At 67.3% G+C, this 25,007-nt stretch carries 21 protein-coding genes and 2 CRISPR repeat arrays; of the genes, 8 read left to right on the plus strand and 13 right to left on the minus strand.

Translation table 11 applies throughout. The features are described from left to right. The first annotated feature begins 330 nt into the window (after positions 1–330). The 8 genes from GUY59_RS01175 (at position 331) to cas2 (ending at position 10,843) form a co-directional block, all read left to right on the plus strand. Entirely contained in the window at positions 331–1,101 is a 771-nt protein-coding gene (locus GUY59_RS01175) for a DUF2637 domain-containing protein (protein WP_236666709.1), read from the plus strand. 109 nt (positions 1,102–1,210) lie between these two features. Then, a CRISPR array of direct repeats spans positions 1,211–2,022; the repeat unit is 29 nt; unit sequence GGCACTCATCACCCTGGAGGGATCGCAAC. A 916-nt stretch (positions 2,023–2,938) separates the two neighbouring features. After that, entirely contained in the window at positions 2,939–3,628 is a 690-nt protein-coding gene (gene cas6, locus GUY59_RS01180) for a CRISPR-associated endoribonuclease Cas6 (RefSeq protein WP_138198572.1), read from the plus strand. After that, on the plus strand, positions 3,616–5,028 hold the full coding sequence (locus GUY59_RS01185; protein ID WP_201760374.1) for a hypothetical protein: 1,413 nt from the start codon (positions 3,616–3,618) through the stop codon (positions 5,026–5,028). The genes cas6 and GUY59_RS01185 overlap by 13 nt, the downstream gene beginning before the upstream one ends. Further along, on the plus strand, positions 5,028–6,092 hold the full coding sequence (cas7i, locus tag GUY59_RS01190) for a type I-B CRISPR-associated protein Cas7/Cst2/DevR (protein WP_138198573.1): 1,065 nt from the start codon (positions 5,028–5,030) through the stop codon (positions 6,090–6,092). The genes GUY59_RS01185 and cas7i overlap by 1 nt, the downstream gene beginning before the upstream one ends. 5 nt (positions 6,093–6,097) lie before the next feature. Further along, positions 6,098–9,112 carry a CRISPR-associated helicase Cas3' gene (gene cas3 / locus GUY59_RS01195; RefSeq protein ID WP_138198574.1) on the plus strand — a complete coding sequence of 1,005 codons (3,015 nt, stop codon included), beginning with the start codon at positions 6,098–6,100 and terminating at the stop codon, positions 9,110–9,112. Further along, entirely contained in the window at positions 9,109–9,600 is a 492-nt protein-coding gene (locus GUY59_RS01200; protein ID WP_212746121.1) for a CRISPR-associated protein Cas4, read from the plus strand. Before cas3 ends, GUY59_RS01200 begins: the two co-directional genes overlap by 4 nt. Beyond that, the gene (gene cas1b, locus GUY59_RS01205) at positions 9,597–10,577 is read left to right on the plus strand and encodes a type I-B CRISPR-associated endonuclease Cas1b (RefSeq protein ID WP_138198575.1); all 981 of its coding nucleotides are present in this window, start codon (positions 9,597–9,599) and stop codon (positions 10,575–10,577) included. The genes GUY59_RS01200 and cas1b overlap by 4 nt, the downstream gene beginning before the upstream one ends. A 2-nt stretch (positions 10,578–10,579) precedes the next feature. After that, positions 10,580–10,843, plus strand: a complete 264-nt coding sequence (gene cas2 / locus GUY59_RS01210) for a CRISPR-associated endonuclease Cas2 (RefSeq protein WP_138198576.1) — start codon at positions 10,580–10,582, stop codon at positions 10,841–10,843. A gap of 103 nt (positions 10,844–10,946) precedes the next feature. Then, positions 10,947–13,835: direct repeats of the CRISPR family, unit length 30 nt; unit sequence GTCGCTCATCACCCCTGGAGGGATCGCAAC. A gap of 84 nt (positions 13,836–13,919) precedes the next feature. Here cas2 and GUY59_RS01215 read toward each other — a convergent pair. The 13 genes from GUY59_RS01215 to GUY59_RS01275 form a co-directional block, all read right to left on the minus strand. After that, positions 13,920–16,703, minus strand: coding sequence for a LysM peptidoglycan-binding domain-containing protein (locus GUY59_RS01215; RefSeq protein WP_138198577.1), 2,784 nt, complete (start codon positions 16,701–16,703; stop codon positions 13,920–13,922). Then, entirely contained in the window at positions 16,700–17,110 is a 411-nt protein-coding gene (locus tag GUY59_RS49745) for a pilus assembly protein TadG-related protein (RefSeq protein ID WP_161714326.1), read from the minus strand. Before GUY59_RS49745 ends, GUY59_RS01215 begins: the two co-directional genes overlap by 4 nt. After that, complete coding sequence (locus GUY59_RS01225; protein WP_201760375.1) at positions 17,107–17,532, minus strand: TadE family protein; 426 nt, start codon at positions 17,530–17,532, stop codon at positions 17,107–17,109. Before GUY59_RS01225 ends, GUY59_RS49745 begins: the two co-directional genes overlap by 4 nt. Next, a complete protein-coding gene (locus GUY59_RS01230; RefSeq protein WP_161714327.1) occupies positions 17,529–17,903 on the minus strand; it encodes a TadE family protein in 375 nt (124 codons plus the stop codon). The genes GUY59_RS01225 and GUY59_RS01230 overlap by 4 nt, the downstream gene beginning before the upstream one ends. Continuing rightward, a complete protein-coding gene (locus GUY59_RS01235; RefSeq protein ID WP_138198581.1) occupies positions 17,900–18,103 on the minus strand; it encodes a hypothetical protein in 204 nt (67 codons plus the stop codon). Before GUY59_RS01235 ends, GUY59_RS01230 begins: the two co-directional genes overlap by 4 nt. Positions 18,104–18,128: 25 nt before the next feature. Beyond that, the gene (locus GUY59_RS01240) at positions 18,129–18,995 is read right to left on the minus strand and encodes a type II secretion system F family protein (protein ID WP_138198582.1); all 867 of its coding nucleotides are present in this window, start codon (positions 18,993–18,995) and stop codon (positions 18,129–18,131) included. Next, positions 18,992–19,828: a type II secretion system F family protein gene (locus GUY59_RS01245; RefSeq protein ID WP_138198583.1), complete on the minus strand. Its 837-nt coding sequence runs from the start codon at positions 19,826–19,828 to the stop codon at positions 18,992–18,994. Before GUY59_RS01245 ends, GUY59_RS01240 begins: the two co-directional genes overlap by 4 nt. Beyond that, positions 19,825–21,120 carry a CpaF family protein gene (locus GUY59_RS01250; protein WP_161714328.1) on the minus strand — a complete coding sequence of 432 codons (1,296 nt, stop codon included), beginning with the start codon at positions 21,118–21,120 and terminating at the stop codon, positions 19,825–19,827. Before GUY59_RS01250 ends, GUY59_RS01245 begins: the two co-directional genes overlap by 4 nt. After that, on the minus strand, positions 21,117–21,845 hold the full coding sequence (locus tag GUY59_RS01255; RefSeq protein ID WP_138198585.1) for a hypothetical protein: 729 nt from the start codon (positions 21,843–21,845) through the stop codon (positions 21,117–21,119). Before GUY59_RS01255 ends, GUY59_RS01250 begins: the two co-directional genes overlap by 4 nt. Before the next feature lie 8 nt (positions 21,846–21,853). After that, entirely contained in the window at positions 21,854–22,495 is a 642-nt protein-coding gene (locus GUY59_RS01260; RefSeq protein WP_138198586.1) for an SAF domain-containing protein, read from the minus strand. A 6-nt stretch (positions 22,496–22,501) separates the two neighbouring features. Next, positions 22,502–23,239 (minus strand): hypothetical protein, encoded by a 738-nt coding sequence (locus GUY59_RS01265; protein WP_138198587.1) that lies wholly within the window; start codon positions 23,237–23,239, stop codon positions 22,502–22,504. Between the two features lie 65 nt (positions 23,240–23,304). Then, positions 23,305–23,835 carry a hypothetical protein gene (locus GUY59_RS01270; RefSeq protein ID WP_138198588.1) on the minus strand — a complete coding sequence of 177 codons (531 nt, stop codon included), beginning with the start codon at positions 23,833–23,835 and terminating at the stop codon, positions 23,305–23,307. A gap of 231 nt (positions 23,836–24,066) precedes the next feature. Further along, on the minus strand, positions 24,067–24,888 hold the full coding sequence (locus GUY59_RS01275; protein WP_138198589.1) for a phosphotransferase family protein: 822 nt from the start codon (positions 24,886–24,888) through the stop codon (positions 24,067–24,069). Positions 24,889–25,007: the final 119 nt, after the last annotated feature.

The raw sequence follows: 25,007 nt of genomic DNA on the forward strand, positions 1-25,007 counted from the left end.
CAAGAGCGAGCGCGCCCGCCTGGAAGGTGAATTGAAGGCCGTTCCGGCCGCTCAACGCATCAGCGCCGCCGAAGTCAGGGCCATGATCGAGGAGATCGGGGATCTCGTGCGGCTGGTCTCGGATGCGGACCCGGACGACAAGGCCCAGCTCTACAGCCAGCTTGGACTGAAGCTCACGTACTACCCAGAAAAGCAGTATGTGGAGGCCCGGATCGAACCGGAACCCCCACATGTGCGAGCGGTGTGTGTCCGAGGGGGGACACAGTCGATACGTACATACCCTTCAGCGCCTCCACCACGCTCGTTCTCCCTGGTCGGGAGGGGTGAGCTATGGAACCGGACATGGGGGCCGTGCGCCGCATCCGGCGTACAACGATCACGGGGGTTCTTCTTCTCGCGGGCATCGCGGCGGTCGTGTCATTCCGGCACATGCACGCGCTCTGTCTCCGGCACGGTGAGGATCACTTGGCTGCGGTACTCATCCCGCTCGCGGTGGACGGCGCGATCGTCGTCGCCTCGATGTCCATCCTCCTGGCTAACCGCTACGGTTCGCGGGGCGGTGTCCTGGCGTGGACCATGTTGATGGTCGGCAGCCTGGCCAGCCTCGGGGCGAACATCGCCGTAGCCGAGCCAAGTCTGATCGGGCGCATGATCGCGGCCTGGCCGAGCGTCGCTCTGATCGGCAGCTACGAGCTGTTGATGTCCCAGATCCGCCGGACTGCTGACGAACCTGCTGCCGAGCGAGCCGATACATCGGAGACGAAGGGACCGGTTGACGCCGACGACCACCATGCCTCGGGATCGGAGGTTCCTGATCGTTGCGGAACGGGCGACCTACGTCGAATGGCCTGGCAGTGGGCGTTGGAGCACCGCTTGCCCGATGGGGCTCTGCCATCGGGGAGGGCCATCGCTGAGCAATTCGCGCGGAGCGCTCGATGGGGCCGCTGGATCAAGCGGGTAGGCCTCGAGGGAAAGCTAGCAAAGTACGATCACTCCACTGCCGCATCACCCAGTGAGCCACCAAGTAGTGCGGCTCTTGCGATCAGCACGGCGGCGGCCACAGCGCAGGAAGAAGAGCGTCGTGCGCTTCCTCGTGATTAGGGAATCGATCAACGCCCTGACCTGCGCTTCTGCATTACCGGCGGACTGCTGCAAAATAGTGTTATCTGTAGTGGATGCTAGGGCTTCTGACCTGGGGCTTTACCGTGGGGGCACTCATCACCCTGGAGGGATCGCAACGTGGTCCCGGTGGCCGAGGTGGACGCCGCTGTGGCGCAGGGCACTCATCACCCTGGAGGGATCGCAACGGGGCTTCTCCAGAGGGATTGAGGGGAGGCCCGCGGGCACTCATCACCCTGGAGGGATCGCAACAGCGCGCGCACCGGCCGGCCCGCACGCGACGACCCGAGGCACTCATCACCCTGGAGGGATCGCAACCCGTAGTTCCATACGGACGAACCACAAGGGGCCGCGGCACTCATCACCCTGGAGGGATCGCAACGGTGGATAGCCCAGCTCGCCACCGTGATCGTGGGGGCACTCATCACCCTGGAGGGATCGCAACACGCCCATCAGCTCGTGAACGTCTGCAACGTCCGTGATGGGCACTCATCACCCTGGAGGGATCGCAACTTCTACGACCACCCGAAAGTCTTCGACGCCCCTGGCACTCATCACCCTGGAGGGATCGCAACCGGTCCCACACGGGCCGCAGGTAATACCCGCCCAAGGCACTCATCACCCTGGAAGGATCGCAACTCGTCGCCGGCTTCGACGAGGATCCCGGCCAGGACCGGGGAACTCATCACCCTGGAGGGATCGCAACACCTTTTCACCACGTGGATCGGCCACCCCATCGGCGGCACTCATCACCCTGGAGGGATCGCAACGCCGCCGTGGAGGGCGTGGGTTTTGCAGCTGCGGCAGGGCACTCATCACCCTGGAGGGATCGCAACCTACGGAACGAAACCTTACGACGCAAGACGATACATGCGGCACTCATCACCCTGGAGGGGTCGCAACGTGCATCTGAGCCTCTCTGCGACAGGGCTGATACCGGGGCACCCAACACCTTGAAGGCTCGCCCCGTCGACGAGATCCGCGCCTACGGCTTGGGCGTCCGGTGCCACTCATCGTCAAAAAACCGGAATCCACCGTGACCGCTACCCAGACATGCCCGGGCGTTGGGCGGCCCGCAGCAAAGGTATTGGAGCCAGGCGGTTCCATACGCGGCCAGCTGCTTGATCGGACTAAGTCTGGCATCGGGGATAGGTGTTCGCGTCGCGAACAGAATAGTGCGGTCCAGCGCTTCGAGAAAGTCTTGAGATTCCACAACTCGTCAACATCGCCGGTGCTAGAGTCTCGCTCCGACTCGAAGAAGGGGGGGTGATATGGACAGTCAATATGTCCAATTTATGGCTTTGGATCCGACTCTGTGGTTATGGGCCGCGATTGTTATCGCTATTTCGGTATATCTGCGGCGGCGGTCGTTCCACGGTGAGATCAACGTGGAAGTTCGTATAGGCGACGCGAAGGCTTAAACGCCATCAGGGTGGTCCCGCCGGTGGGCGGTACCACCCTGACTGTCCCTCTAGGGGTGATGATCGGTAGTTTTCTGGTGTGCGGGTTCTATACCATCGCCACGCGCACATCCATCCCTTTTGGATTCCTCTAGGTGGTATCTGGTCCTTCCGATTATCTGGATTCGACTTGAGGAGAGGGCTATCGTCGCTCACTGCAACCGTAGCTCATTCGGGCGGTGTGCGCTGCGATGAGCTGAATGTGCAACTTGTGGGGCTTCGTGTCCGGTGTTCCGAATCCATGGATGTTGATCTTTATAAGTGATCATCGGTATCAAGTTAGCGGTAGCTCTGAAATTGTCGGAGCTTGCTGCTACTACTAAGTCTCAGAATCGGTACGGCCTAGGAGGAGCAGGTTGGTGCGGTTTCATGTCGATGTCGCGGCAAGCGTGCCGCTTATGGCCTGGGGTGATGTTCACGGCCCGGCCAGGGCTGTGATCTATGGCCTCATCGAGGGCCAGGATCCGGGTCTGGCTAAAGAGCTGCACGATGTCGGCTGGCAGGGGAGTTCGCTCAGACCCTTGGGTGTTTCTCCACCCTTGTTCTCTCGGACGAATAGGGTTCCGGGCGCGTACTCTGCCTCCCCGCACGGAACGATCTCGATGGGGTCGCCCGTGCCCCGGATTGCAGCCTGCCTGCTGGCAGGACTGGCGGGGCGAAGTGAGATCCGGTGGGGGCCGGTGACCTTGTCGGTTAGAGGCATCCAGTTGGCGGGTGCCACGGACTATATGGACGGAATCGCGATCTTTGAGACAGTTTCTCCCGTATTGGTGAAACGTGAAGATCGTTATCTAGTTCCTGAGGACGCACATTTTCAGGAGAGGTTGAGGCACAACCTTCGGCACAAGGCGGATGTACTTGGTCTGCCGAACGAGGTGGAGGTCGAGGTGCTGGATTCTGGTCCGCGTCGCCGGTTCGATATGCCGAAAGGCTTTCGCGTCGGAGCGACCGCCCGCGTCCGTGTGGTAGGGACGCCACAGTTACTGGACACGCTGTATGAGTGGGGGCTGGGGCTGTCCACCGTCGAGGGTTTCGGGTGGATCCGTTGAGGGAGCCGCAGATTCCATTGTTTTCGTTGCAGCTCACGGAACACCCGTTGCAACGCTGTGGGGCATGGGCGGTCGCGGTCCTGGCCGGCTGCGAGCAGGTCGAGCACGTCACAACGGAGTCCTTCGAAGGCGTTGCGCAACGGATCGTTGGTGATGTAGCTGAGGCGGCTGTGGCCCGGCAAGGCAGCGGCGCCTACGACTGGTGGAAGGTGTTGTTCGCGCTATACCCGAACTCCAAGCCGACCCATGCGAAGCGGGAAAGAGACCGTACGGTACTGGGCCAAGAAGTAGCCCAGTTGTTTGCTCCGGACAGAGTGGACGGGCCTGTGCGGGCCTGCACGTTCTGCGGACAGGCGAGTGGTGTGCTGTGGGCGAAGTCGACGCTTCCGATGTTCGATTCGATCCGGGCACTGAACACGTTGCCTCCAGGGACGGCGGGGTGGCCGGTGTGTCGGGGTTGTCGGCTGGCGTTGTGGGCGCTGCCGTACGGAGCCTGGCTGACCGCGGGTTCAGCGACGGTGCTGATGTGTGACAATCCGCTGGTCGAGCGGCAGTTTGTGGTACGGAACGTACGGCGGGCGGGTCGAATTCGTCAGTTCGGCTTCGAGAGCCTGCCGGCTGCGGCAGGCCCTGAGGCGGTCACTCTGCAGGCGCTGCGCGAGCACGCCAGCGATGCACCGGCGGCGACCAACTTGTGGATGTTCAAGAACGACAACCAGGAGCCCTGGCTTCGGGTGACGGGTACACGGACGGGCGTAGCCCGATTCGTGCATCGGATGCTGGCCGACCCCGACTGCGCGAAGGGCTGGCGAGACCTAAAGCGGATGCTGGAACGCAGGGACCGGCAAGACAAAGTTGTGGTGAACGGGGCGACTGCTGCGGCACGGCTGCTGTTCGACCGCGAGGGGGATGGGTCGGATCGGCTGCCGATGGAGTTGTGGGCGCGGTCGGCAGACGTAGAGAAGCTTTCGCGCTACACGCATGTGCGGTGGAGAGCCTTGTGCCGCCTTTATACGGAGGTGATGTACGACATGGACTCTGATCGGCTCAAGCCCGTCGCCAAGTTGCTGGCCGACTGGATCGCCCAGGATTCGCATCGTGGCCGGTTCAATCTGTACCACCGAGCCGCCGGTAGTGGCTACGAGCTGCACAAGCTGCTGATGATGGCAGCGGCGAGGCTCTACCTGGACGGCAAGGAGCAGCGGGTCAACCCTGACCTGCTGGGCGACCTGTTGGCAGGCGGCTCGCAGGGCTGGCGGGAGCGCACGCTGCTGTTCTTCGAGGTGATCGAGGCCCTGCATGACAGGAAGGTGGTCATCGGGACGGACAGCGGCAGCGACGAGGACGACAGCGAGATCAGGTTCGACACCACCGAAGACGAGGTCGAGGAGTACGCCTGATGGCTTATCTGGCAGGAAAGATAGCGCTGGCCGTCAGCGCGGGCGCGCCCAACAACGGACGTGGCGAGAACACCACGACCACACCGGTGAAGAAGGCCCGTATTCGAGGCCAGCTGTATCCGTACGTGTCGGCTCAGGCGTTCCGGCGATGGCTGCGCGACACGATGACCGGCATGGGCATGGTCGCCTCCCCGACCGAGCGGGTGGGCAAGGCGCAGGGCAAGGCGCAGAAGGCGAACACGGCGGCGGACCCCATCCGCTACGCCGATGATGACTTGTTCGGCTACATGAAGGCGGGTGCCAAGAGCGCCGATGAGGCGACGACCTTGCGGGACACGCCGTTCATGGTCGGCACGTTCATGTCGGTGGAGCCGGCACGCCCAACCGAGGACTTCGGCGTGATGTCTCGCGGCGTCGAGGACCCGGTGCTGCACGGCCACGAGTTCTACACCGCTGACCTGGCCGCGCCGTTCCTGCTCGACGTACCTCGGGTGGGCACCTTCACCCTGCCCGCTTCCAACGGCAGCGGGAGGGCGAACTACCTGTCGGCCGATGCGGCTCTGAGCGTGGCGCAGGCCGTGAACATGGGCGCCGAAGTGATCACCTTCCGCGGCCATCCTGCGGTTCGGCTGCCACTGGAGACGCGCAGGGAACGCGTGGCGATGCTGCTGGAGGCGCTGGCCGAGCTGACCGGTGGAGCCAAGAAGGCGCTGCACTACGGCGACCGCACCCCGGCGCTGGTGGCCGCGCTTCCGATGGCGGGTGGGGTGAATCCGCTGACCTTTGCGATCGATGGTGCTACCGACGGCACCGGTCTGACGGTGAGCGGCAAGGTGCTGCGCCAGGAACTGCAGGCATGGCAGGGGCAATGGGAGGCACCCGTACGGCTGGGGTGGCGGCCGGGCTTCCAGGAGAGAAGCCGGAAAGAGTTCGAACACGACCTCGCCGATCTGGTCGAGGAGGGGCAGATCGTCATCGACCATCCGCGATCGATGCTGCGCAGCCTGGCGGAGGAGATCCGTACCGGGCAGCATGACGCCTGGTTCGACGACCCGGCCAGGTGAGCCAGATGAGCAGCAGGCCGGGCCCCGTCCAGGCGGTCCGGGTTGAGCTGTACGCGCCGGTCGCCTCCTTTCGGGATCCGATGTTCCCCGGTGTCAGCCGATGCCTACCGGTGCCACCGCCTTCCACTGTCCGTGGCATGCTTGCCGCCGCGACCGGCCGCGCCAGCGAGCCGGTCGCGCTGGGGCTGGCTGCGTGGGCCGAAGGACGAGGCCTCGATGCCGAGACCTACCACCCCATAGCCGCCGACGGTTCCAACCCTGCCGTCGCAGGCAGGGTGGCGGCCGGCAAAGGTGGCATGACCATCCGGGACAGGCCGTTTCTCATCGGCGTCCGCCTGACGATCTGGATTCCCGGTCCCGAGGGAGACCGGATAGCGCAGGCTCTGCGCAGGCCGGTGTGGGGTCTGCGGCTGGGACGTACCCAAGACCTCGTGCACATCGTTTCCATCCGACAGGTCACCCTGCAGCCCACCGAGCGGGCCACGGTGGGGCACGCTCTGGCTCCGGTGGGAGGGCACGAAGCACCGCTGGCCACCACGTTGAGGTTGGCTGAATCGATCAGTTCCGACCGTGGCCGCACGGAGTACCGCAGCTACCAGTGGTGTTCCGAGCCGGCGGGTGAACATGCCGTTGCAGAGGCGTACCGCGACGAGGACCAGGCGGTCTGGCTGAGTTCGCCGGTCGCCTCGGATGAGGACGGGACGGAGCTGTCCCAAGTGCTGGCCAAGTCTGCCAGCGGGTCAGGATTGGGGCGGCCGGAACTGCTGACCGAGCACAGCCTCGCCGTTCGGGACGCTGCGAGGGCGGTCGCGGGCCGGATCGGCTCTCCCGGAGTGCTTGCCACCCATCCGCGATTCTGGTCGTGGGCGGAGAGCGCCGCGCTGCTGCACGACGCCGGGAAGGTCGCTGAGGGCTTCCAACGCCAGCTCCGCCCTGGCGGTGAAAGCTGGGGCGAACGGCATGAGGTCCTTTCGCTCGCCTACGTGGACCTGCTCACCCGCAACCTGGACGGACACGACAGAAAGATGATCGCGGCCGGTGTGGCGTTCCACCACCGGCCGCTCGTCTCGCACCGCAGCGGTGACCTACGTTCCATGTATCCCCCAGTGGCGGCGTGGGAGCGCAAATTCGGCCACGATCCTGCTCCGGTACTGGGGCGGGCCCGCATACAGGTTCCGGCTGCCCGCCACCGAGAATGGCTGGCCTGGCTCGCGCGCCGGCTTGCTGTTCCCGTCCCAGCGAACGACCGCCGCCTGTGGGAGCTCGCCCGTGATGCCTTCGCCCGGCTGTCTGCCGAGTGGATCAATCCGGTCAGCGAAGAGGAGGGCCTGGTCGCTGTGCTGCTGCAGGGTGCCGTTACCCTCGCGGACCACTCCGGCTCGGCTCACGTACCTCTGCAGACGCACATGCCGCTGCCCCGAAACTTCCTGAGCCGGTTACCGACGCCGTATCCCCACCAGCGGCAGGCAGCAGATACCGCACAACATCTCATCTTGGTGTCCCCCACGGGGAGCGGTAAGACGGAGGCCGGCTTGTCCTGGGCCTCGCGGCAGCTCGATGACATGCCGGCCCAGCCGCGCCTGGTCTGGCTCCTGCCGTACCGGGCCTCCATCGATGCCGCGCGGGATCGCTTCATCGCCAACCTCGACCCCGCCCCCGGCCAGGAGCGGCCGGACATCGGCGTGCTCCACGCCACCGCGGCACGCACGTTGCTGACCCGGGCGATCGCCGACGACTGCACGCCCGGCCCGGCCGACGCTCGCCGTGCCCGGGCCCGAGCCGGCGCGATGCGGCTGTTCAGCCAGCAGGTCAGGGTCGCCACCCCGCACCAACTGTTGCGTGCGGCCATCGCAGGAACCCGCTACTCCAGCGTCCTGCTCGAACAGGCCAATGCCCTGATGATCCTGGACGAGCTGCATGCCTACGATCCTGCGACGTTCGGCCGGATCTGCGCCTGCATGCGGCTGTGGCAGCAGCTGGGTAGCCGGGTGGCGGTCCTGTCCGCGACCCTTGCCCAACCGATGATCACGTTGATTCGCGACACTCTCGGCTCGGTCGAGGTACGCCGGGCTCCGACGGGCACGGCGCCCCCGCGTCATCGGCTCACACTGGACGAAGACCCGATCGACTCCGGCCCCAGCATTGAGCGCATCCGCAGGTGGCTGGAGGAGGGACAGAGCGTCCTGGTGATCGCCAATACGGTCGCTACGGCGCAGGAGCTCTACACGAGGTTCGACCATCCAGACGTGATGTTGCTGCACTCGCGCTTCCGCTCCCAGGACCGGGCTGAGATAGAACGCCGCATCCTCCAGCGCTACCCCGAACGAAAACCAGGAGAGACCACCCTGCGCGGTGGACTGGTCGTGGCCACCCAAGCCGTGGAGGTTTCGTTGTGCCTGGACTTCGACCGGGGAGTCACTGAACTCGCGCCGATCGAAGCCATCGCCCAGCGAGCCGGGCGCATCAACCGGCGTGGCCGGCACCCCGACGGCCTGGTGGAGTTCCGGGTCCACACCAAGGTCGTTCCCAACCGGCCGTACGACGAGGGCGCACTGGACGCCTCGCTCACCGCACTGACCAGTGCACCCGGGCCGGAGATCTCGGAAGAGACCATCGAAACCTGGCTGGACGTCGCCTACTCCACGGCATGGGGCCAGCGCTGGGCCGCCGAGGCCGAGCGTCACCGCGACGAATTCAGCCGGGACTTCCTCACCTTCCCCGACCCGTTCCACGACCGCAGTGAGTTCGCCGCCAAACTTGATGAGGCCTTTGACACCGTCGAGGTGCTGCTCAGCGCGGACCTGGATACGTACCGGACCGAAGCTGAGAAAAATCCACTCCTCGCAGCAGGCCTGCTGATCCCCATCCGCTACACGCAACTCGCAGCTCTCCGCGCCGCAGGGCGGGCCGAATTCGTCAAAGGCGACCTGCGCCTCTGGGTCATCGACGCCGAATACAGTCCCGTCCTCGGACTGGATCTGCAGGTCCAGCCCGCGCCTGTTCCGGAGACCGTTCTGTGAGCGACATCGGCGGGGTCCACATCAAGTACCTGCTGCACTGCCCGCGCCAGCTCTGGCTCTACATGCGTGGCTACCGCCCCGAGCAGCGCAGTGACGCGGTCGCCTACGGCGAAGCTGTGGATGACACCACTTATACGCGCCGACGGGATATCGACCTCGGTGAGGCGAAGATCGACTGGGTCACGACAGGCGCCGTCATCCACGAAACCAAGTCATCCCGAGCGCCCTCGGAACAGCATGAGGCCCAGGTGCGCCACTACTGCCTGCTGCTGGAACGCAGAGGCGTGACTGTCCAGCACGGCATCATCCACTACCCGCTCATTCGCCGTACGGTCACCGTCGCCTGGGACCGGCAGGCCCGCGCCCTCGCCGAAGACACCGAACGGCAGGCCCGGACCGTGATCAGCGCCTCCGACACACCACTCAGATTGGACCGCCCACGCTGTCGTGGGTGCTCCTACACCGACTACTGCTGGGGAGACTCATGAGCGCCGCCGGCCGGACCTACTGGCTCACCCAGCCTTGTCGCATCCGCCGCGAGGACAACAGCGTACGCATCGAACGGGCCGACCAGGCCCCGGTGCGCGTCCCCATCACCGACATCCGCGACCTGATCGCCTTCGACCACGTCGACATCAACACCTCGGCGGTTTCACTACTCAGCCGCCACGGCGTCATGGTGCACATTCTCGACCACTACGGGAACTACGCCGGCGCTATCGCTCCCGCCGAAGACACCAGTTCCGCTCATGTCCTGCGCCGCCAAGTCACCCTCGCCAGCACGGAAGACAAGCGCCTGGAGATCGGCCGCGCGCTCATCGCCGCCACAGCGGCCAACGTCCGGTGGGCCATGGACACCGACCTGCTCGACACCCCGCTCGCCCGGCTGGAGGAACAACTCCCCACCTGCCAGACCAGCGAGCAACTCATGGGCGCAGAAGGCAATTACCGCCGTACGGCCTGGGGCGTTCTGGACACCATCCTCCCTACATGGCTCCGCCTCGAAGGCCGGAGCCGCCGCCCACCTGCCAACGCAGGCAACGCCCTCATCAGTTACGCCAACGCCATCACCTACGCCCGAGTGCTGACCGCACTCCGCTGCACACCCCTGCACCCGGCCCTCGGCTTCCTCCACGCCGACACCGATCGGCGCCGCAACACCCTCGCCCTGGACCTGGCGGAACCCTTCAAACCGCTGTTCGCCGAACGTCTGCTCAAACGCGCCGCCGCCCAGAAGTACCTGCGTCCCAGCGACTTCGAGTCCGACGTCGGCAACGCCTCCCTCAGCCGGGACGGCCGCAAGAAGGTCTCCGAACTCATCCGCACCGAGTTGGCCACCACCGTCCACCATCGGGCGCTACGCCGGAAAGTCTCCTACGAGGAGCTCATTCACCTCGAAGCTCTCAAACTGGTCCGGCTCTGCCTGGAGGACGCCGCCTACAAGCCGTTCCGGCCCTGGTGGTAACCGTGTTCGTCATCGTCGTCTACGACACCCTCGCTGAACGCAATCCCGCCGTCCTCAGAACCTGCCGGCAATACCTGCACTGGGTGCAGCGGAGCGTCTTCCAAGGCGAACTCTCCACGGCACAGCACCGCAAGTTCGTCAGCGCTATCACGGCCCAGATCGACCCGAGCTATGACAGCATCCTCATATACCGCACCCAAGGCCCCCACAACATCCAGACCGACCTCATCGGCCAAGCCCTCGGCAACACCGACCCCGTTCTGTGAACCACCCCTTCTGACCTGGGCTTCTGCACTACCGGCGGGTCGCTGCAAAACACCTCGCTCCGGCGCCATGCAAGGTGTCTCTGACCTGCGACTTTACCTTGGGGTCGCTCATCACCCCTGGAGGGATCGCAACTGACCGGATTCGCCGAGTGAGCGGAACCAGCTCTGTGGTCGCTCATCACCCCTGGAGGGATCGCAACCCCAACGGTGTCTCCAGTCGGCCAACACCTCCAGGTCGCTCATCACCCCTGGAGGGATCGCAACCCGCGATCAGCCGAGGGGTGCCCCATTTTCAGGTCGCTCATCACCCCTGGAGGGATCGCAACCCCGGGTACACGTAGACCGGCAGGTCGGCAGCAGCAAGGTCGCTCATCACCCCTGGAGGGATCGCAACTGCCGCAGGACGTGGCCGACGAGTACCGCGCCGCGCAGTCGCTCATCACCCCTGGAGGGATCGCAACATGTCCATAGACCCCGTCCCCGTCACCCTCGAAGGTCGCTCATCACCCCTGGAGGGATCGCAACCGCAGCCGTTCACGTGCGACGCCGAGCGTGGCCCGGGTCGCTCATCACCCCTGGAGGGATCGCAACGCCGCGAGTGCGGCCATGACGGCGCCCAGTTCCGGTCGCTCATCACCCCTGGAGGGATCGCAACCGGTAGTCCGCCTCGACGACGGCGAGCGCTCCGGGTCGCTCATCACCCCTGGAGGGATCGCAACGCCGTGTCCAACACCAGCCGCCACGACGGGCTGTTGCGTCGCTCATCACCCCTGGAGGGATCGCAACTGCGGGTCCGGCGCTGTCCTCGACGCGCTGCCCGCGTCGCTCATCACCCCTGGAGGGATCGCAACGTGCGGCTACCAGGGCGATCACCCGATACATCTGACGGTCGCTCATCACCCCTGGAGGGATCGCAACTTGCGGAGGCCGCAGACGTACCCAACCTTCCCGGGGTCGCTCATCACCCCTGGAGGGATCGCAACAACAGGCTCATCTGGCCGCTGAGCGGCTGGTTCACGGTCGCTCATCACCCCTGGAGGGATCGCAACTTGATCAGGTCTGCGGCGGCCACCTGATGGCGGTGGGTCGCTCATCACCCCTGGAGGGATCGCAACCCGTCCACCACTGGGGCCATCGGGTGGACGACGTCCGGTCGCTCATCACCCCTGGAGGGATCGCAACGTGGTCAGCGGGCCCTTCTTCTCCGCTGCCATATCGGGTCGCTCATCACCCCTGGAGGGATCGCAACCGGTCTGCCGCTTCGGGCCGCCGCTTCGGGGCGTCGGTCGCTCATCACCCCTGGAGGGATCGCAACCGGCGGTTGTGTCCGGCTGCGGAGCCAAAGATGACGGTCGCTCATCACCCCTGGAGGGATCGCAACCCCGTGCCGATGCTCTGCTTGGCCCACGTGAGCGGTCGCTGTCGCTCATCACCCCTGGAGGGATCGCAACGCGATGACGCCTGGAGCATGATCCGGCTGTCGGACCGTCGCTCATCACCCCTGGAGGGATCGCAACAGAGTCAGGGGGTGGGTTCTGCGTGCTTGCCGAGTGCTTGTCGCTCATCACCCCTGGAGGGATCGCAACACGAAGCTGCCCGCCGAGCCGGACCGGGCGGTCGCGGTGTCGCTCATCACCCCTGGAGGGATCGCAACCGTGGAAGGAAGCCGCCAACGCCATCCAAGGCGAGTCGCTCATCACCCCTGGAGGGATCGCAACTTGCCGTCGAGCGTCCCCGTGACGGTGAGCGCGGCCATCCGTCGCTCATCACCCCTGGAGGGATCGCAACAACCGTGCGGTGCAGGATCGGCTCGCCGCACAGGTCGCTCATCACCCCTGGAGGGATCGCAACCCGGTGCGGCCTGGCGGCTGGTCGCACCGGGTCAAACCGTCGCTCATCACCCCTGGAGGGATCGCAACCGCGACGCGAGCGCGTACGCGGCCACCGACTCCGGTCGCTCATCACCCCTGGAGGGATCGCAACCTTGGAAGTCATCTCTCCTCGGTTACGGTGAGTGAGGTCGCTCATCACCCCTGGAGGGATCGCAACAGCGGCGGCAGCTGGGTGCGTGCCAGGCTCGGGACGCCCGTCGCTCATCACCCCTGGAGGGATCGCAACGAGACACCTGGAGGTCGATGCCCTCTTCTTCGGCCATCCGTCGCTCATCACCCCTGGAGGGATCGCAACGCGACCACCTGATGTTCAACATGCGGAACCCGACTACCGTCGCTCATCACCCCTGGAGGGATCGCAACAAGGCGAGGAATCACCTGAGGGAGCATCCCGCGTCGCCGTCGCTCATCACCCCTGGAGGGATCGCAACGTGACGAGGATCTCCGACCCCATGGTCAGCTCTCGCAGGTCGCTCATCACCCCTGGAGGGATCGCAACCCGTGCCCGTCTTCGGGGCTGGTGCCGTAGAACCAGTCGCTCATCACCCCTGGAGGGATCGCAACCAGTCCCGGCAGGTGGTGCGGGCGAACTGCTGGCCGGTCGCTCATCACCCCTGGAGGGATCGCAACGGTGGGTCGGTTCGCAGCTCCGATGCTGTGCCTGGGTGGAAGTCGCTCATCACCCCTGGAGGGATCGCAACACGCAGCTCTCGTGCTGGGGCATCGCCATGCGGGCGAGTCGCTCATCACCCCTGGAGGGATCGCAACGATGGCGCGGATCGCCGCCCCGTTCTGTGAGGTGGTCGCTCATCACCCCTGGAGGGATCGCAACAGGTGTGCCGCCGGTTCCACACGATCGCCGACGTCACGCGTCGCTCATCACCCCTGGAGGGATCGCAACAGCGGGGAAGCGGCCACGGCCGGCTCGGCAGCCGCGTCGCTCATCACCCCTGGAGGGATCGCAACTGCCATCAGTACGGCCCCCAAATCGGCGAGGGCTCGCGTCGCTCATCACCCCTGGAGGGATCGCAACCTATGAGCTGCCGGATCACGGCCGCGTCGTGCTCCGCGTCGCTCATCACCCCTGGAGGGATTCCGTCAATGGCCTTTCGCCTGGGTATTGCGCAGGAGCGAGGACGTATCGCTGGCTACTGAGTGTCACCGTTGCCACGCAGTCCACGGCATTAGTGCTGCTGGCCGGGTCCTGATGCGCGTCGTGTGTTGAGTCGTTGTAGGACGGCCTGGGTTTCGGGAGAGGGGGCGACGCCGAGGGTGTTGAGGCGGGCGTCGAGGTGGCGGGCGCGTTGGCGGGCTTCGTCGGTGCGGCCGAGATCGAGGAGGAGGCGGATGGCGGAGCGGGTGGCGCTTTCCATGTCAGGGTCGAGGGCGCAGGCTTGGTCGTAGATTTCCAGGGCTCGTTCGTTGTGGCCTGCGCGTTCGTGGAGGGCGCCTAGTTGGAGCAGGGCTTTGACGCTGGAGATGGTGAGTGGCCAGCGGTGGTCCTGGTCGAGCCAGTCGTAGCGCAGGCCCTGGCCGAGTTGTCCGTGGCATAGGGCTGCGGCGGTTTCGAGGGCGGCGCGTTTCGCGTGCTCGTCGGTGGCGGTGCGGGCGTCGGCGAGGGCCTGGTGGTAGGTCCACAGGTCGATGTGGATGTGCTGGGGTTCGATGCGGTAGGTCCTGCCGCTGCGTTCGATGAAGTGGGCCTTCTTGTCGTCCGGAGGGCAGGCGTCGCGCAGGGCGGTGCGCAGGTCCTTGAGGGCGGCGTGGAAGCGGTAGCCGGCCAGCGTTTCCTCGAGGTCGGGCCAGAGGTGGTCGCAGATCTGTTCGCGGCTCAGTCCCTTTGGGTGGAGGGCGAGGAGGACGAGAAGTTCGAGTGCCTTGGTTCGCCGGGACAGGTCTACGGGGGTGCCGTGTACGTCGATGGCGGGTTCGCCGAGGAGCGTGACCCGTACCGGTTGTGGTGTTGTGGACGGCTCGGGGACGGGGAAGTCGGCTGGGTGTTCGGGGTGGTCGACCGGCATGCCGTTGCCGGTGGCGAGCGTGTGGAGCAGCGAGGTCGCCGCCCCTGGCGGTAGGTGGAAGAGCGTCGCGTCGCGGAGTTCTGCGGCCATGGGGCCGGTCGCTTCGGTGATGCGGTGGTTCTGGTTGAGCTCGCAGGTGGTTCCTGATGGGGCGTGGCCGGTCAGTACGGCGCCGACTCCGAGGCTGGATGCCATGGTCAGGAGGTTGTCGAGGTACGGTTGGCCGTCGGGGCAGGACGCGGCCAGCAGCAGCGCGGGCAAGGGCTCGCCGGGTTCGGTTTGGCGGAGCTGGTGGATGTCGTCGGCCTCGTAGTCCTGGAGGAGGCCGCGGCGGCCGACGAGTTGTTCTTCGAGGTGGTTGAGGGCTTCGTCGAGGGTGGCGGTCAGCTGGAGTTCGGGCAGGTGGGCGGTCAGGGTGGTGATGGTGTCGCCGAACCAGCGTTCGGCGTCCTGGACGGGGATGAGGACGTCGGCGCGGTAGGCGTCGGCCTGGGTGAGCAGGTCGAGGACGATGGCTCGGACGCAGTCGTCGGCTCCCGGGCCGGTGAGGGCCAGGTTCAGCCCGGACAGCGGCAGGTTTACGGGCTTGTCGTCGCGGGTTCCGGCTTTGAGCGTGACGGGTGGGTCTATCTCGAAGGCCGAACTGACCAGGTCAAGATCGGCTGGTGGTGCCGCCTCTGGTCGGGTGCTTCGGTACGCCTGTTCCAGTGCCCGTACGGCTGAAGGCTGGGGCTCGGGGGCGGGGACGCTGATGGGCTCGTCGATGGCAGGAGTGGTCAGACGGCGTCTGCGGTGGAGCCGGGTGGCGGCGAGTGCGACGGCGATGCCGGCGGCGAAGGAGAGCGCCATCATCCCGCCCTGGGGGAGGACGACCACCTCGGAAGAGGTCGCTTCCGCGTTGGGCTTCGCGAGTGCGGCCAGAGGGCGTGGCGAGAGGGCCTCGGTGGTAGCCGTGGTTTCGCCGCGGGATGGCTGGTGGGGCTCCGGCTCGGTGATGAGGCGCGACGAGGAGGCCCAGAAGTGAGGCGGCTCGTTCGTGGGGGCTTGGTGATGCGGCTTGGTGGTGAGCCGGGGAAGGGTACGGCGCAGGACCGGCTTCGCTCTTCGGGCGTCGCGCCCCTGCTTGGGCAGGACGAGACGCCATCCCGGCTCCAGTACGTCGGGGTCGGTCAGCCGCATCCCGCCGGGCTGTGGGCGTCCCTTGTTGAGCTTGAAGATCTTCTTGTAGCGGCTGCCCTTGCCGAGATGCTGCTTGGAAATGCCCCACAGCGTCTCGCCGGAAGCGACGGTATGCGTCCGTGCGCGCTCGGGCTTTCTGGCGTCGGCGGGCAGGCGCAGGGTGCTGCCGGGTTCGAGCCACTCGCCGCGGGTGAAGGGGCGGCCGTCGTCCATGGTGCGGCCCTGGTTCAGGGCGATGATGTCGCGGTAGCGCATCGGGTCGCCGAGCTGCTTGTCGGCGATGGTCCACAGGGTGTCCCGCTGCTGGACGACGTAGGTGACGTAGGGCTTCTCGGCGACGCTGCCGGCCGGTTCCACGGTTGCCGCGTGTTCGGGCAGTTCCGTGGAGGTGGCGGTGACCGCTGCGGCTGGGATCAGGGCGCGGGGCGCGGCGATGGGGGCGGTCGCGGCGACGGTGATGGTGGTGATCAGGTACGCGGCCAGTCGCTGGAAAGGCAGGCGTACGTGGTTGCGCCGGGCACGGACCGTGCCCACCAGCTCCACCGCCACGGCGAAGGCGAACAGCGCCCAGCAGGTCCACACGGTGGCGAGCAGCAGGGTCTTGATGACGACGGGCTCGCCTGGCGTGGCCAGGTCATCGAGCGTGGGCAGGTCGACAGGCCAGAAGAAAATCAGCAGGATGGCGGGCATCCCGCCCAGCAGGGCGATGAGTGCCGTGCCGGCGGCGGTTCTGGCGAGTAGCGGATGACGCAGCCCGTACATCGTCATGGTTGTCCTTGTTCGATGCCGTGGAACATCCGCGCGGCGGCGGAGGCTGTGGCGGTAACGGTGTCGATGCCGATCAGGGAAAGCAGGAAGGCGGGCCGGGACACGGTGACGGTGACCCGGACCTGGTTGCCGGTCGTGGCGACGGCGCCGGCGTGGCCGGCTGTGTACAGGTAGGCGCGGGCCGCGGCGGAAGCTCGGGCGGGGTCGGTCTCGAACTGGCCGCTAGCGTAGGCGCGTGCGGTGTTCAGCTGTCCGGCTCCGGCGCGGGCGGCTTCCTCTGCTGCGGCGTACGCCTCCCGGTAGGCGCGGATCTTGGCGCCGCCGTCCACCATGAGGCCCGCGCACAGCAGCAGAGCGAACGCGATCACTGCGGTGAACACCGTGACCGAACCTCGCTCGCCGTTCACGACTGGTTTCCGCGGGCTCGGTATGGGTCGATCGGGCTGGTGAAGCTGCTGGTGAGGTTCTTGGTGCCGGGAATTCCCGGTACGGCGAGGTCGGCCAGCTGCACCTCGCAGGAGACCCGGGCGACCACGGTCGCGGGCCTGCCGAGCGGGGCGGACAGGCCGGTGGTGTCCACGGTCACCGACGGCGTGCAGGCCAGCCCTTCGCGGGCGAGCGCCGCCCGTGCGCTGCTCAAGGCGGCTGATCGTGCGGTCGCCGGGTCACGGGAGATGGAGGCCTGGCGGGCGGCGTCCCGGGCGGCGGCTTCGATGGCGCTGTGGGCGAAGGAGACGCGGCCCAGCCCGATGACCATCACCAGCAGCGCGATCAGTGCCGGTGCGATGATCGCCATCTCCAGGGCGATGGACCCGCGCTCGTGGGTCATCCGGTGGTCCATTTCTCGATGGGGGCGCGGGCGACCTGGGTCACGGGGAGCGTGAGCAGGGGGACCAGGCTGACGGCCTGGCCGCTGACCGACACTTCGAGGGTGTCCGTGTCGTGGGTGATGGCGACGTCGGGGTGGGTGAGGAAGGAGCCGCCCGCCTGACGGATGAAGCGTTCGGCACTCGCCTGCCCCGCCGAGAGGGTGGAGCCGTGGGCGCGGCCGGCGCGTAGTCCTTCCTGGGCGGCGGCCATGGCGAGGGTTCTGGCGTGGAACCACAGCGCGGTGTTCATGGTGAGCATGACGAGCAGGAGCACCGCCGGATAGACCAGGGCGGCCTCCAACGTCGCAGATCCGCGCTCGCGTTCGCTCATTTGATCTTGGCGAGCTGTTCGTTGACGACGGAGGTGATCTTCGTGCCGACGGTGATGGCCAGCAGGAAGACCACGGCCGCGATGATCACCCATTCGACGGTCGACGCGCCGCGTTCGGGGTCCAGGCCGCGTCGTACGGCACAGCGGTTGATCAGCAGCTCCAGCCGTACGGCGATCGCGAGCGCGCGGTTACGGATCATCGGTCGGATACCTCCGGGAGAACGGTCAGCCGCCGGTCATCCGCGCGAAGGCGGGATAGCCGAGCAGCAGCAGGAACCCGAGGACCGACAGGGCCATCGGGACGGTCATGGTCTCGGTACGGGACCGGGCCTTGGATACCTCGGCCGACAGGTCCGCCTCGCGCAGGGACTGGGCCTTGGCCGTCAGGGTGTCGAGGATGCTTGCTCCTCGGGTGCCGGCGAGCTGGGCGATGGCGGCCATGTCCGCCAACTCCGGGACGTCGACCTCCTCAGACAGCCGGGTGAGTTCGTCCCACGCGCTGCCGGTGCCCCTCCGCCCGGGGTCCAGGGCCTGGGCCAGCCGCTGGAAGGTCCACCCGTGGCCGACCTTCGCCGCGGACTCCAGCGCCTCGGCCGGCCCCGCCCCGGCGGCGCGGGCGAGCGCGACCAGGTCGAGGTAGGCGACGATGGCCTGCCGGAACGCCGCGCGCGCCTCGGCGGCCTGGCCACGGATGGCGGCGTCAGGGGCGAAGAACACGGCGGCGCCGAACGCCAGGCACGCCGCCCAGGAGACGGACCAGGGCAGGACGACATCGAGCAGCGCGCACCACGCCCAGAACACGAACGGACCGGCCGCCCCCAAGGCGATCATCAACGCCTTCTGGGCGAGGTAGTCGTGGGGAGTCTTGCCGAGCAGAACCAGATCCGCGTGCGGAACCCGCGCGCCGATCATCGTCCCGGCGAGTCTCGTGACCAGCCGTGATTTCCAGTCCTGGGCGGGTTCGGCCCGTGCGCCCGGCCGCAGGCGTTCCATCGCGGGGGCGAGCGCCGGAGGGGCCGGGAAGGCGGCGGACAGGGCGAGAGCGGCTCCGAGGCCGCCGACCGCGCCGCAGGCCAGCACGATCTCGATCATGTACGCTCCCCTGCGGCGTTGAGGAAACGGTGCCCCTTCGGCGCTCTGGCCAGGCGGTGCAGCCAGGTGAACGCGCCCGCGTACAGACCGATCACGATCGCGAGCACCAGCTGCCCGCCGACCGTGCTGAACGGCGCCACGTAGGTGGTGTTGAGCAGGGCGAAGGTCGTGTAACCGAGGAGCGCGCCGACGACCCAGCGGGCGGTGACGCGGTGGGTGGCGCGTTCGGCGTTGATCTCCCGGCGGGCGGCGACGTCCTTGGCGACCGTACGGGCCAGGCGTTGCAACACCTCGCGCAGCCCTTGCCCGCGAGCCTGGCAGGCCAGGATCAGCGCGGCGGCGATCATGTCGCCGGTCGGGTCGGCCAGATCGTCGGCGAACGCCCGCAGCGCCTGCTCGGTGGGGGTGCGATAAGTGAGCCGCCGGGCCAGGGCTCGCACCTCGGCGGCGATCGGCGCGGGTGGGTGGTCGGCGCTGGAACGCAGCGCTTCTTCGATGCCCGCGCTGCCGCCGAGTACGTCGGCCAGGTGGCGGATCCAGGCCTCCAGCGCTTCGAGCCGCTCGATCTGCTGGACGGTGTCGCGGCTGGTCAGCATGCGCGGCAGGGCCACCGCGCCGGCCGCGGCCCCGGCGGCGGCGACCGGCCAGCCGGTCAGCCACCACGTCACGCAGAACGCGCCCAACCCGTACACCGACGGCATGACCGCGGAGCGGGGGATCCGCCGCCGTGGCGGGCGCGGCGGACGTACCGGAACCCGAAGCGACCCGGCGGCGGCCAGCAGCGGCCCGGCGACCAGCGCCGCTCCGGCGAGCGCGGCCAGCCAGCCCGTCACGCCCACCCTCCCGCGAACAGGTTGGCGTCGAAACCGGCCGCGACCAGCTCGCCCATGCACTGCGGGATGGTGTTCGGCACCGCCCGTCCGTCCCGGCCGGGGACGTAGACACGGTTGACCGCCGGCTCCAGCCCGTCGGCCGGTGGCAGAACCTCATGGATCTCGGCGACGTAGCGGCGGTTCACCAGGCCGTCTGGGTCGTGGCGGAGCTCGTGCCGCAGGTGGACCACGAAGTCCACCGCCATGCCGATGGTGCGGAACAGCGTCTCCGGCGCGATCGACAGGCCGCCCGAGCCCGCCAGGATCAGCATCCGCGAGAACACCTGGTCGGCCGAGTCGGCGTGCATGGTGCAGATGGAGCCGGCGCCGCCGGTGTTCATCGCCTCCAGCATCGGTACCATCTCGTCCCCGCGGACCTCGCCGACGATGATGCGGCGGGCGTTGAAGCGCAGGGCGTCCTCGATCAGCTGGTGCAGGGTGATCGCGCCGAAGCCCTCGGTGTTGCCCTCGCGGGCCTCCAGCGCGAGCACGTCGCGGTGCCGGTCGGGCTGGGCGTGCAGGAAGAGCTCGTACTCCTTCTCGACGGTCGCGATCCGCTCGTCCGGGTCGATCTCGGCCGCCAGGGCGCGGGCGAAGGTGGTCTTGCCGTCGCCCATCCCGCCGGTGATCACGATGTCCTTGTGGGCGCGTACGGCGGCGGCCAGGAAGGCCCGGCAGCCCTTGTCCAGGGTGTCGGACGCCATCAGGTCGTCCAGGTCGGCGTGGAGCATGCCGTGCCTGCGGATCGACAGGCACGGGCGCGGCGTGACGCCCATGATCGCGGCGATCCGGGTTCGGCCGACCGACAGGTGCAGGCGCGGGCGCGCGATGGAGAAGTCCCGAGCGGTCTGGCCCTGGTAGGCGGCCCAGCGGCGGACGTTGCCCACCAACTCCTCGTCGCTGTCGGCGATGGACGGGCCGGGCACCTTGCGGCCGTCGGAGTAGGTGATCCACACCTGATCGCAGCCGTTGACGTCGATGTTCTCCACGTCGGGGTCGTCGACGAACGGTTGCAGCCGTCCCAACGCGAAGATCTCGTTGTGTACGGCCTCGGCCAGCAGTCGCTCCTCCGACAGCGTGGGCGCGCTCCTGCCGGCGAGGGTCCGGCCGTCGGTGTAGTCGCGGACCAGGTCGATGATGACCGCCCGCGCGTACTCCCGGACCGCCTCGTCCCCGGTGACCGCCGCGTTGTCGAGCGCCTCGGTCACCTGCGGCACGAGCTCTCGTACCGCTCGCTGCACGTCGAAGCTCACGATGCCGGCACCTGCTCGCCCAGCTTGGTCCCGAGCGACCGCGCCGCCCGCAGGAGCAGGGATCGCAACAGGTGACCCTCGCTGCCCGTGCCGTGCGTCAGGACCGCCGCCGCCTTCGGATCACGCGGAAGGTGGCCCACCACGTCGATGTCCAACGTCTTGGCCACCTCCCTGCGCCCGTAGGGACCGTCACCGGTCAGCAGCACGCGCGGGCTCGGCCGGTGTCCTCGTGCCGCCGTGATCGTGGCGAGGCGGGGAGCGAGTGCGGACAGGTCCCGCAGCGTCGGCCGGGCGACGACGAGGACATGATCCGCGACTGCAAGCAGAGGAACAGGTGTGTCCGCACCGCCGATGCGGCCGATGTCGGCGATCACGTCCCCTGACATGGTGGCGAAGGTCTCGGCGATGTCCCGCCACAGCGGCTGAACCGCCGACACCTGGGAAGGGCTCGCCAGCCCCGGCAGGATCCGGCGGCTGTCCGGACCGTTGAGCTGCAGCACCTGCTCGGCCAGCGTGGACGTCGCATCGGCGCTCCGCCGCAACTGCACCGCCCACTCGCCCAGCCCGCGATCCTGTAGCTGACCGGCCAGGAACCCCGACAGGACGCTCCCACCGGCCGGGTCGCACTCGGCGAACAGCACGGTACGCGGCCAGGCGAGGGTCAACGCCAGCCCGGCCGTCGTCACGCCGGGGCTGTGCCCGCCGGAACACAGGACGATCAGCATAAGTACGCTCACCCGGCCCGCGACTGCAACACGATCGCGACGGTGCCCTCGGCCGCCTGGCGGGCCAGCGCCGTACCGGCTGCGGCCGGGACGATCAGATCGACCACGACCAGGCCGTCAGCATCCGGCTGGCCCACCTGGTCCACCCTGGCCTGGTGGTCCTGCGCCGGTCCACGGCCCGCCTCACCCGAGGACACGGCGGTGGCCACGACCCAGTCACCGGGCTGAATCCCCCGGGCCGGGAGGCGGCTGGGCTTCAGCGCCACCGGCACCACGACTTCGCCCGGTCCCGGTACCAAGGTCTCGGTCACGTGCGCGGGGGAGAGCAGGCTGCCCGCCTTCAGGTCCACTGCGGCACGCTTTCCGACCAGCGTGCTCTTGCCTGCCGCGTCGACGGACTGGACGGCCGCGTCCACGCCGAGCGCGACCGTACGCAGGTCCTGCGCCTGGATCTGCTGGCCGACGGGCACATCACGCGCCATGACCAGCACCGGCACCCGCTGGCTGGCGACCCCGTACACCTGCCAGGCTCCCAACGCCCCCAGAGCGGTCAGCGCGACGCCGACCACGAGCATCATCGGGCTGCGCCGGCTCGGCAGCGGACGTAGCTGGCCCGCCTCCCTGGGCGGCGAGAGCCGCTGAAGCAGCATCAACCTCTATCCCTTCGTGACCAGCGCCTGCGCCTCGACGATGCGCACCGGGAACGTGACCGACCTGGTGATCGCGGGCAGCGCGCCACCCGCACCGCCGGAACCGCGCCACGTGCCACCCCAGGTGACCGAGACGGTCACGCGGCGGGCGTTCGCCGGGCGCTGGAAGCGGTACGAGCAGGTGGAGCTCTGGCGCGCGACGGGCCGGCTGGGGTCGTAGGCGGTTCCCGGGCCGTTGCAGGTGATGGTGTGGCCCTCACCCGTGTCGATGGCCATCCGCTGCGGCCTCGCCGTGGCTTCCGCCCAGACTCCGCTGGTACGCAGCCGCTTGGTCCTGGCCGTCCACTGTCCCTCAGCCAGATAGAACCAGTGGGGGAGCCCCACCAGCCCGTCCCGTCCACGTGGCGGAGCCGTTAGCACCCGCGGCGCCGCGATCGGGATGCGCTTGTACGCCCGATGGGCGAGCTGCTCGGCGATGACGGCCGGGGCACGCTTGTTCTCGATCCAGACGATCTTCCGGGACCCGTTGGAGCATTTGACCTCGTACCAGGCGCCCTTCTTCACCGGCTCGGTGCTGAGGGGCCTGTCGGGGTCGGCGTACTCGCGGCCCACCTTCTGGAGACCGTGCGCGTACCACCATCGCTGGTAGGAGCAGGTGACCTTCGGCTTGCCGGTGCGAGTGGCCGGTGCTTTGCGAGGCTTGGCCTGGGCCCAAATGGTGTAGTTGAAAGGCTGCGTTGCCACGCCGACACCATCTCCGTCGTCGTGCGTGACAGGCAGGCCCATGAGTTCGCCGACGATGACAAGGGTCATGAGGTTGGCGAACATGGCTCGGTCAGCTGCGTCATCTTCGCGACCCGCCACACGCCGTCCGCCTCCTTGGTGAGGGCGGCGACCATGTAGGTGTGGGGCATGCCATGGGTGAGGCGCTTACCCGTTCGGTCGTCTGCTTGGCCGGCTTTCCGAGCGTCCTGGCAGTCGCGCAGCAGAGCTCCGTCATCTCGGATGTCTACTTCGAAGATGTGGAAGTCGGGCTGTCCCCAGGTGACCCGGCCTTGGGCACGCAGTGCGGCGATGCCCTTCAACATCGTGCCGAGAAGGGGCTGGGTCGCGACTGGTTTGAGAATCGCCCTGCGCTCCTCGGGCTGGGCACGTTCGGCAAGCGGTCCGGCTCGGTACACCTCGCGGTACACGGCCATGATGGCTTCCTTGTCCGTGGTGGGGCTGGGAGTCGGCGTGGTTGGAGCAGCCGAGTGCTTGGCTGCAAGGGTCGGGCTCGGGTGGTGCTCGCCGGACTGACAACCGGCGACGCCACCTACTGCGGTGACGATCAGTGCCATCACCAGCATGACTTGCCGGGATCTCGGGGAATCCGCCCTCACCAACCAGAATCCTCACATAGAGAGATTGATCCGCTACACATGGTTGCCAGATCAGGGTAGCCGCCGTCCTCCGGCCGCTGATGGCCCAGCCAGCTGATCATTACGTGATGTTTATCCACTGGCGTCGGCATGGGCATCGGTCAGCAAGTACACCCTTTGCCGGGACCATGCCTGTTCAAGAAGCCCGCCTCAGCCGAGCAGTTGCAGAACCCTTTCGGCCTGGTGTTCCAGGGTGCCCACCGGGTTATGTGGTGTGGCCAGCCCATCCGGGCCGAGCTGGAGAAACCAGCCGAGTGCGATCAGGCGGCGAAAGCCCCGGACTCGTTCGGCTTCTGCTGCGGTGAGGTCGATGTGGACCAGCAGGTGCTCAGCGTCAAGGTCGCCGTCGAGTCGAGAGATGTGTTCCGCTATCTCGCCGAGTTCGAAGGCGCGATCATTGCGGCCTGAGTCCTCCCAGTCGATGAGCCACACACGACGCTCGTGATCGTCCCAGAGGTAGTTGGCGCGGTTCCCATCCGCCAGCCCCAGGACGGGTGGCAGAGGGTTCGTGATGAGCCTGCCGGGTGCGTCGGAGGCCAGCCAGGCGGATCCCGCTCGGAATGCCTGGTGCACGAGGGGATCGTCGCCGAGGTCGGGGTGCTTGTCGGCCCAGGATCGAGCTTTGTTCACGGCTGTTGCAGGTCCCCAGGGTGCGGGTTCTACCGCTTCCACTACCCGTGTGGGGATCTCCTGGTGGAGTCGGTTGAGTGCGGTGGCCATCGCCCTGATCTGCTCGTCAGTGGCATGTTCGCCCCGAAGCACATGACCCGGCAGTCTGCTCATCGTGATCGTGGGTGGATGGGCGTGGAGCGCGGCGTCCACAGGTGCGGGGGCGAGGCCGGGCGTGTGCTCAGCAAGAAGCGTCAGCGCAGTCCACTCTCGGTGAGGTTCTCCCCGATCCCATGACCTGTACCTCTTGACCACGACGTCGTCGCCGAGTTCGAGGTTGTGGGTGCTAAACCGGTCAGGCATGCGCTCGCGTCACCCTTTCGTTCCTTCCTCCGGAGGCCTGAGCAGTTCGCGTCTGTATTTCTCGGAAAGGACGGGCTTGAGGTTATCGCAGGTCACTGCGGTGCACTTCGATGATCGAT

This window comes from Nonomuraea sp. K271 (genome assembly GCF_009908215.1).
In the GTDB taxonomy this organism is placed as follows: domain Bacteria; phylum Actinomycetota; class Actinomycetes; order Streptosporangiales; family Streptosporangiaceae; genus Nonomuraea; species Nonomuraea longispora.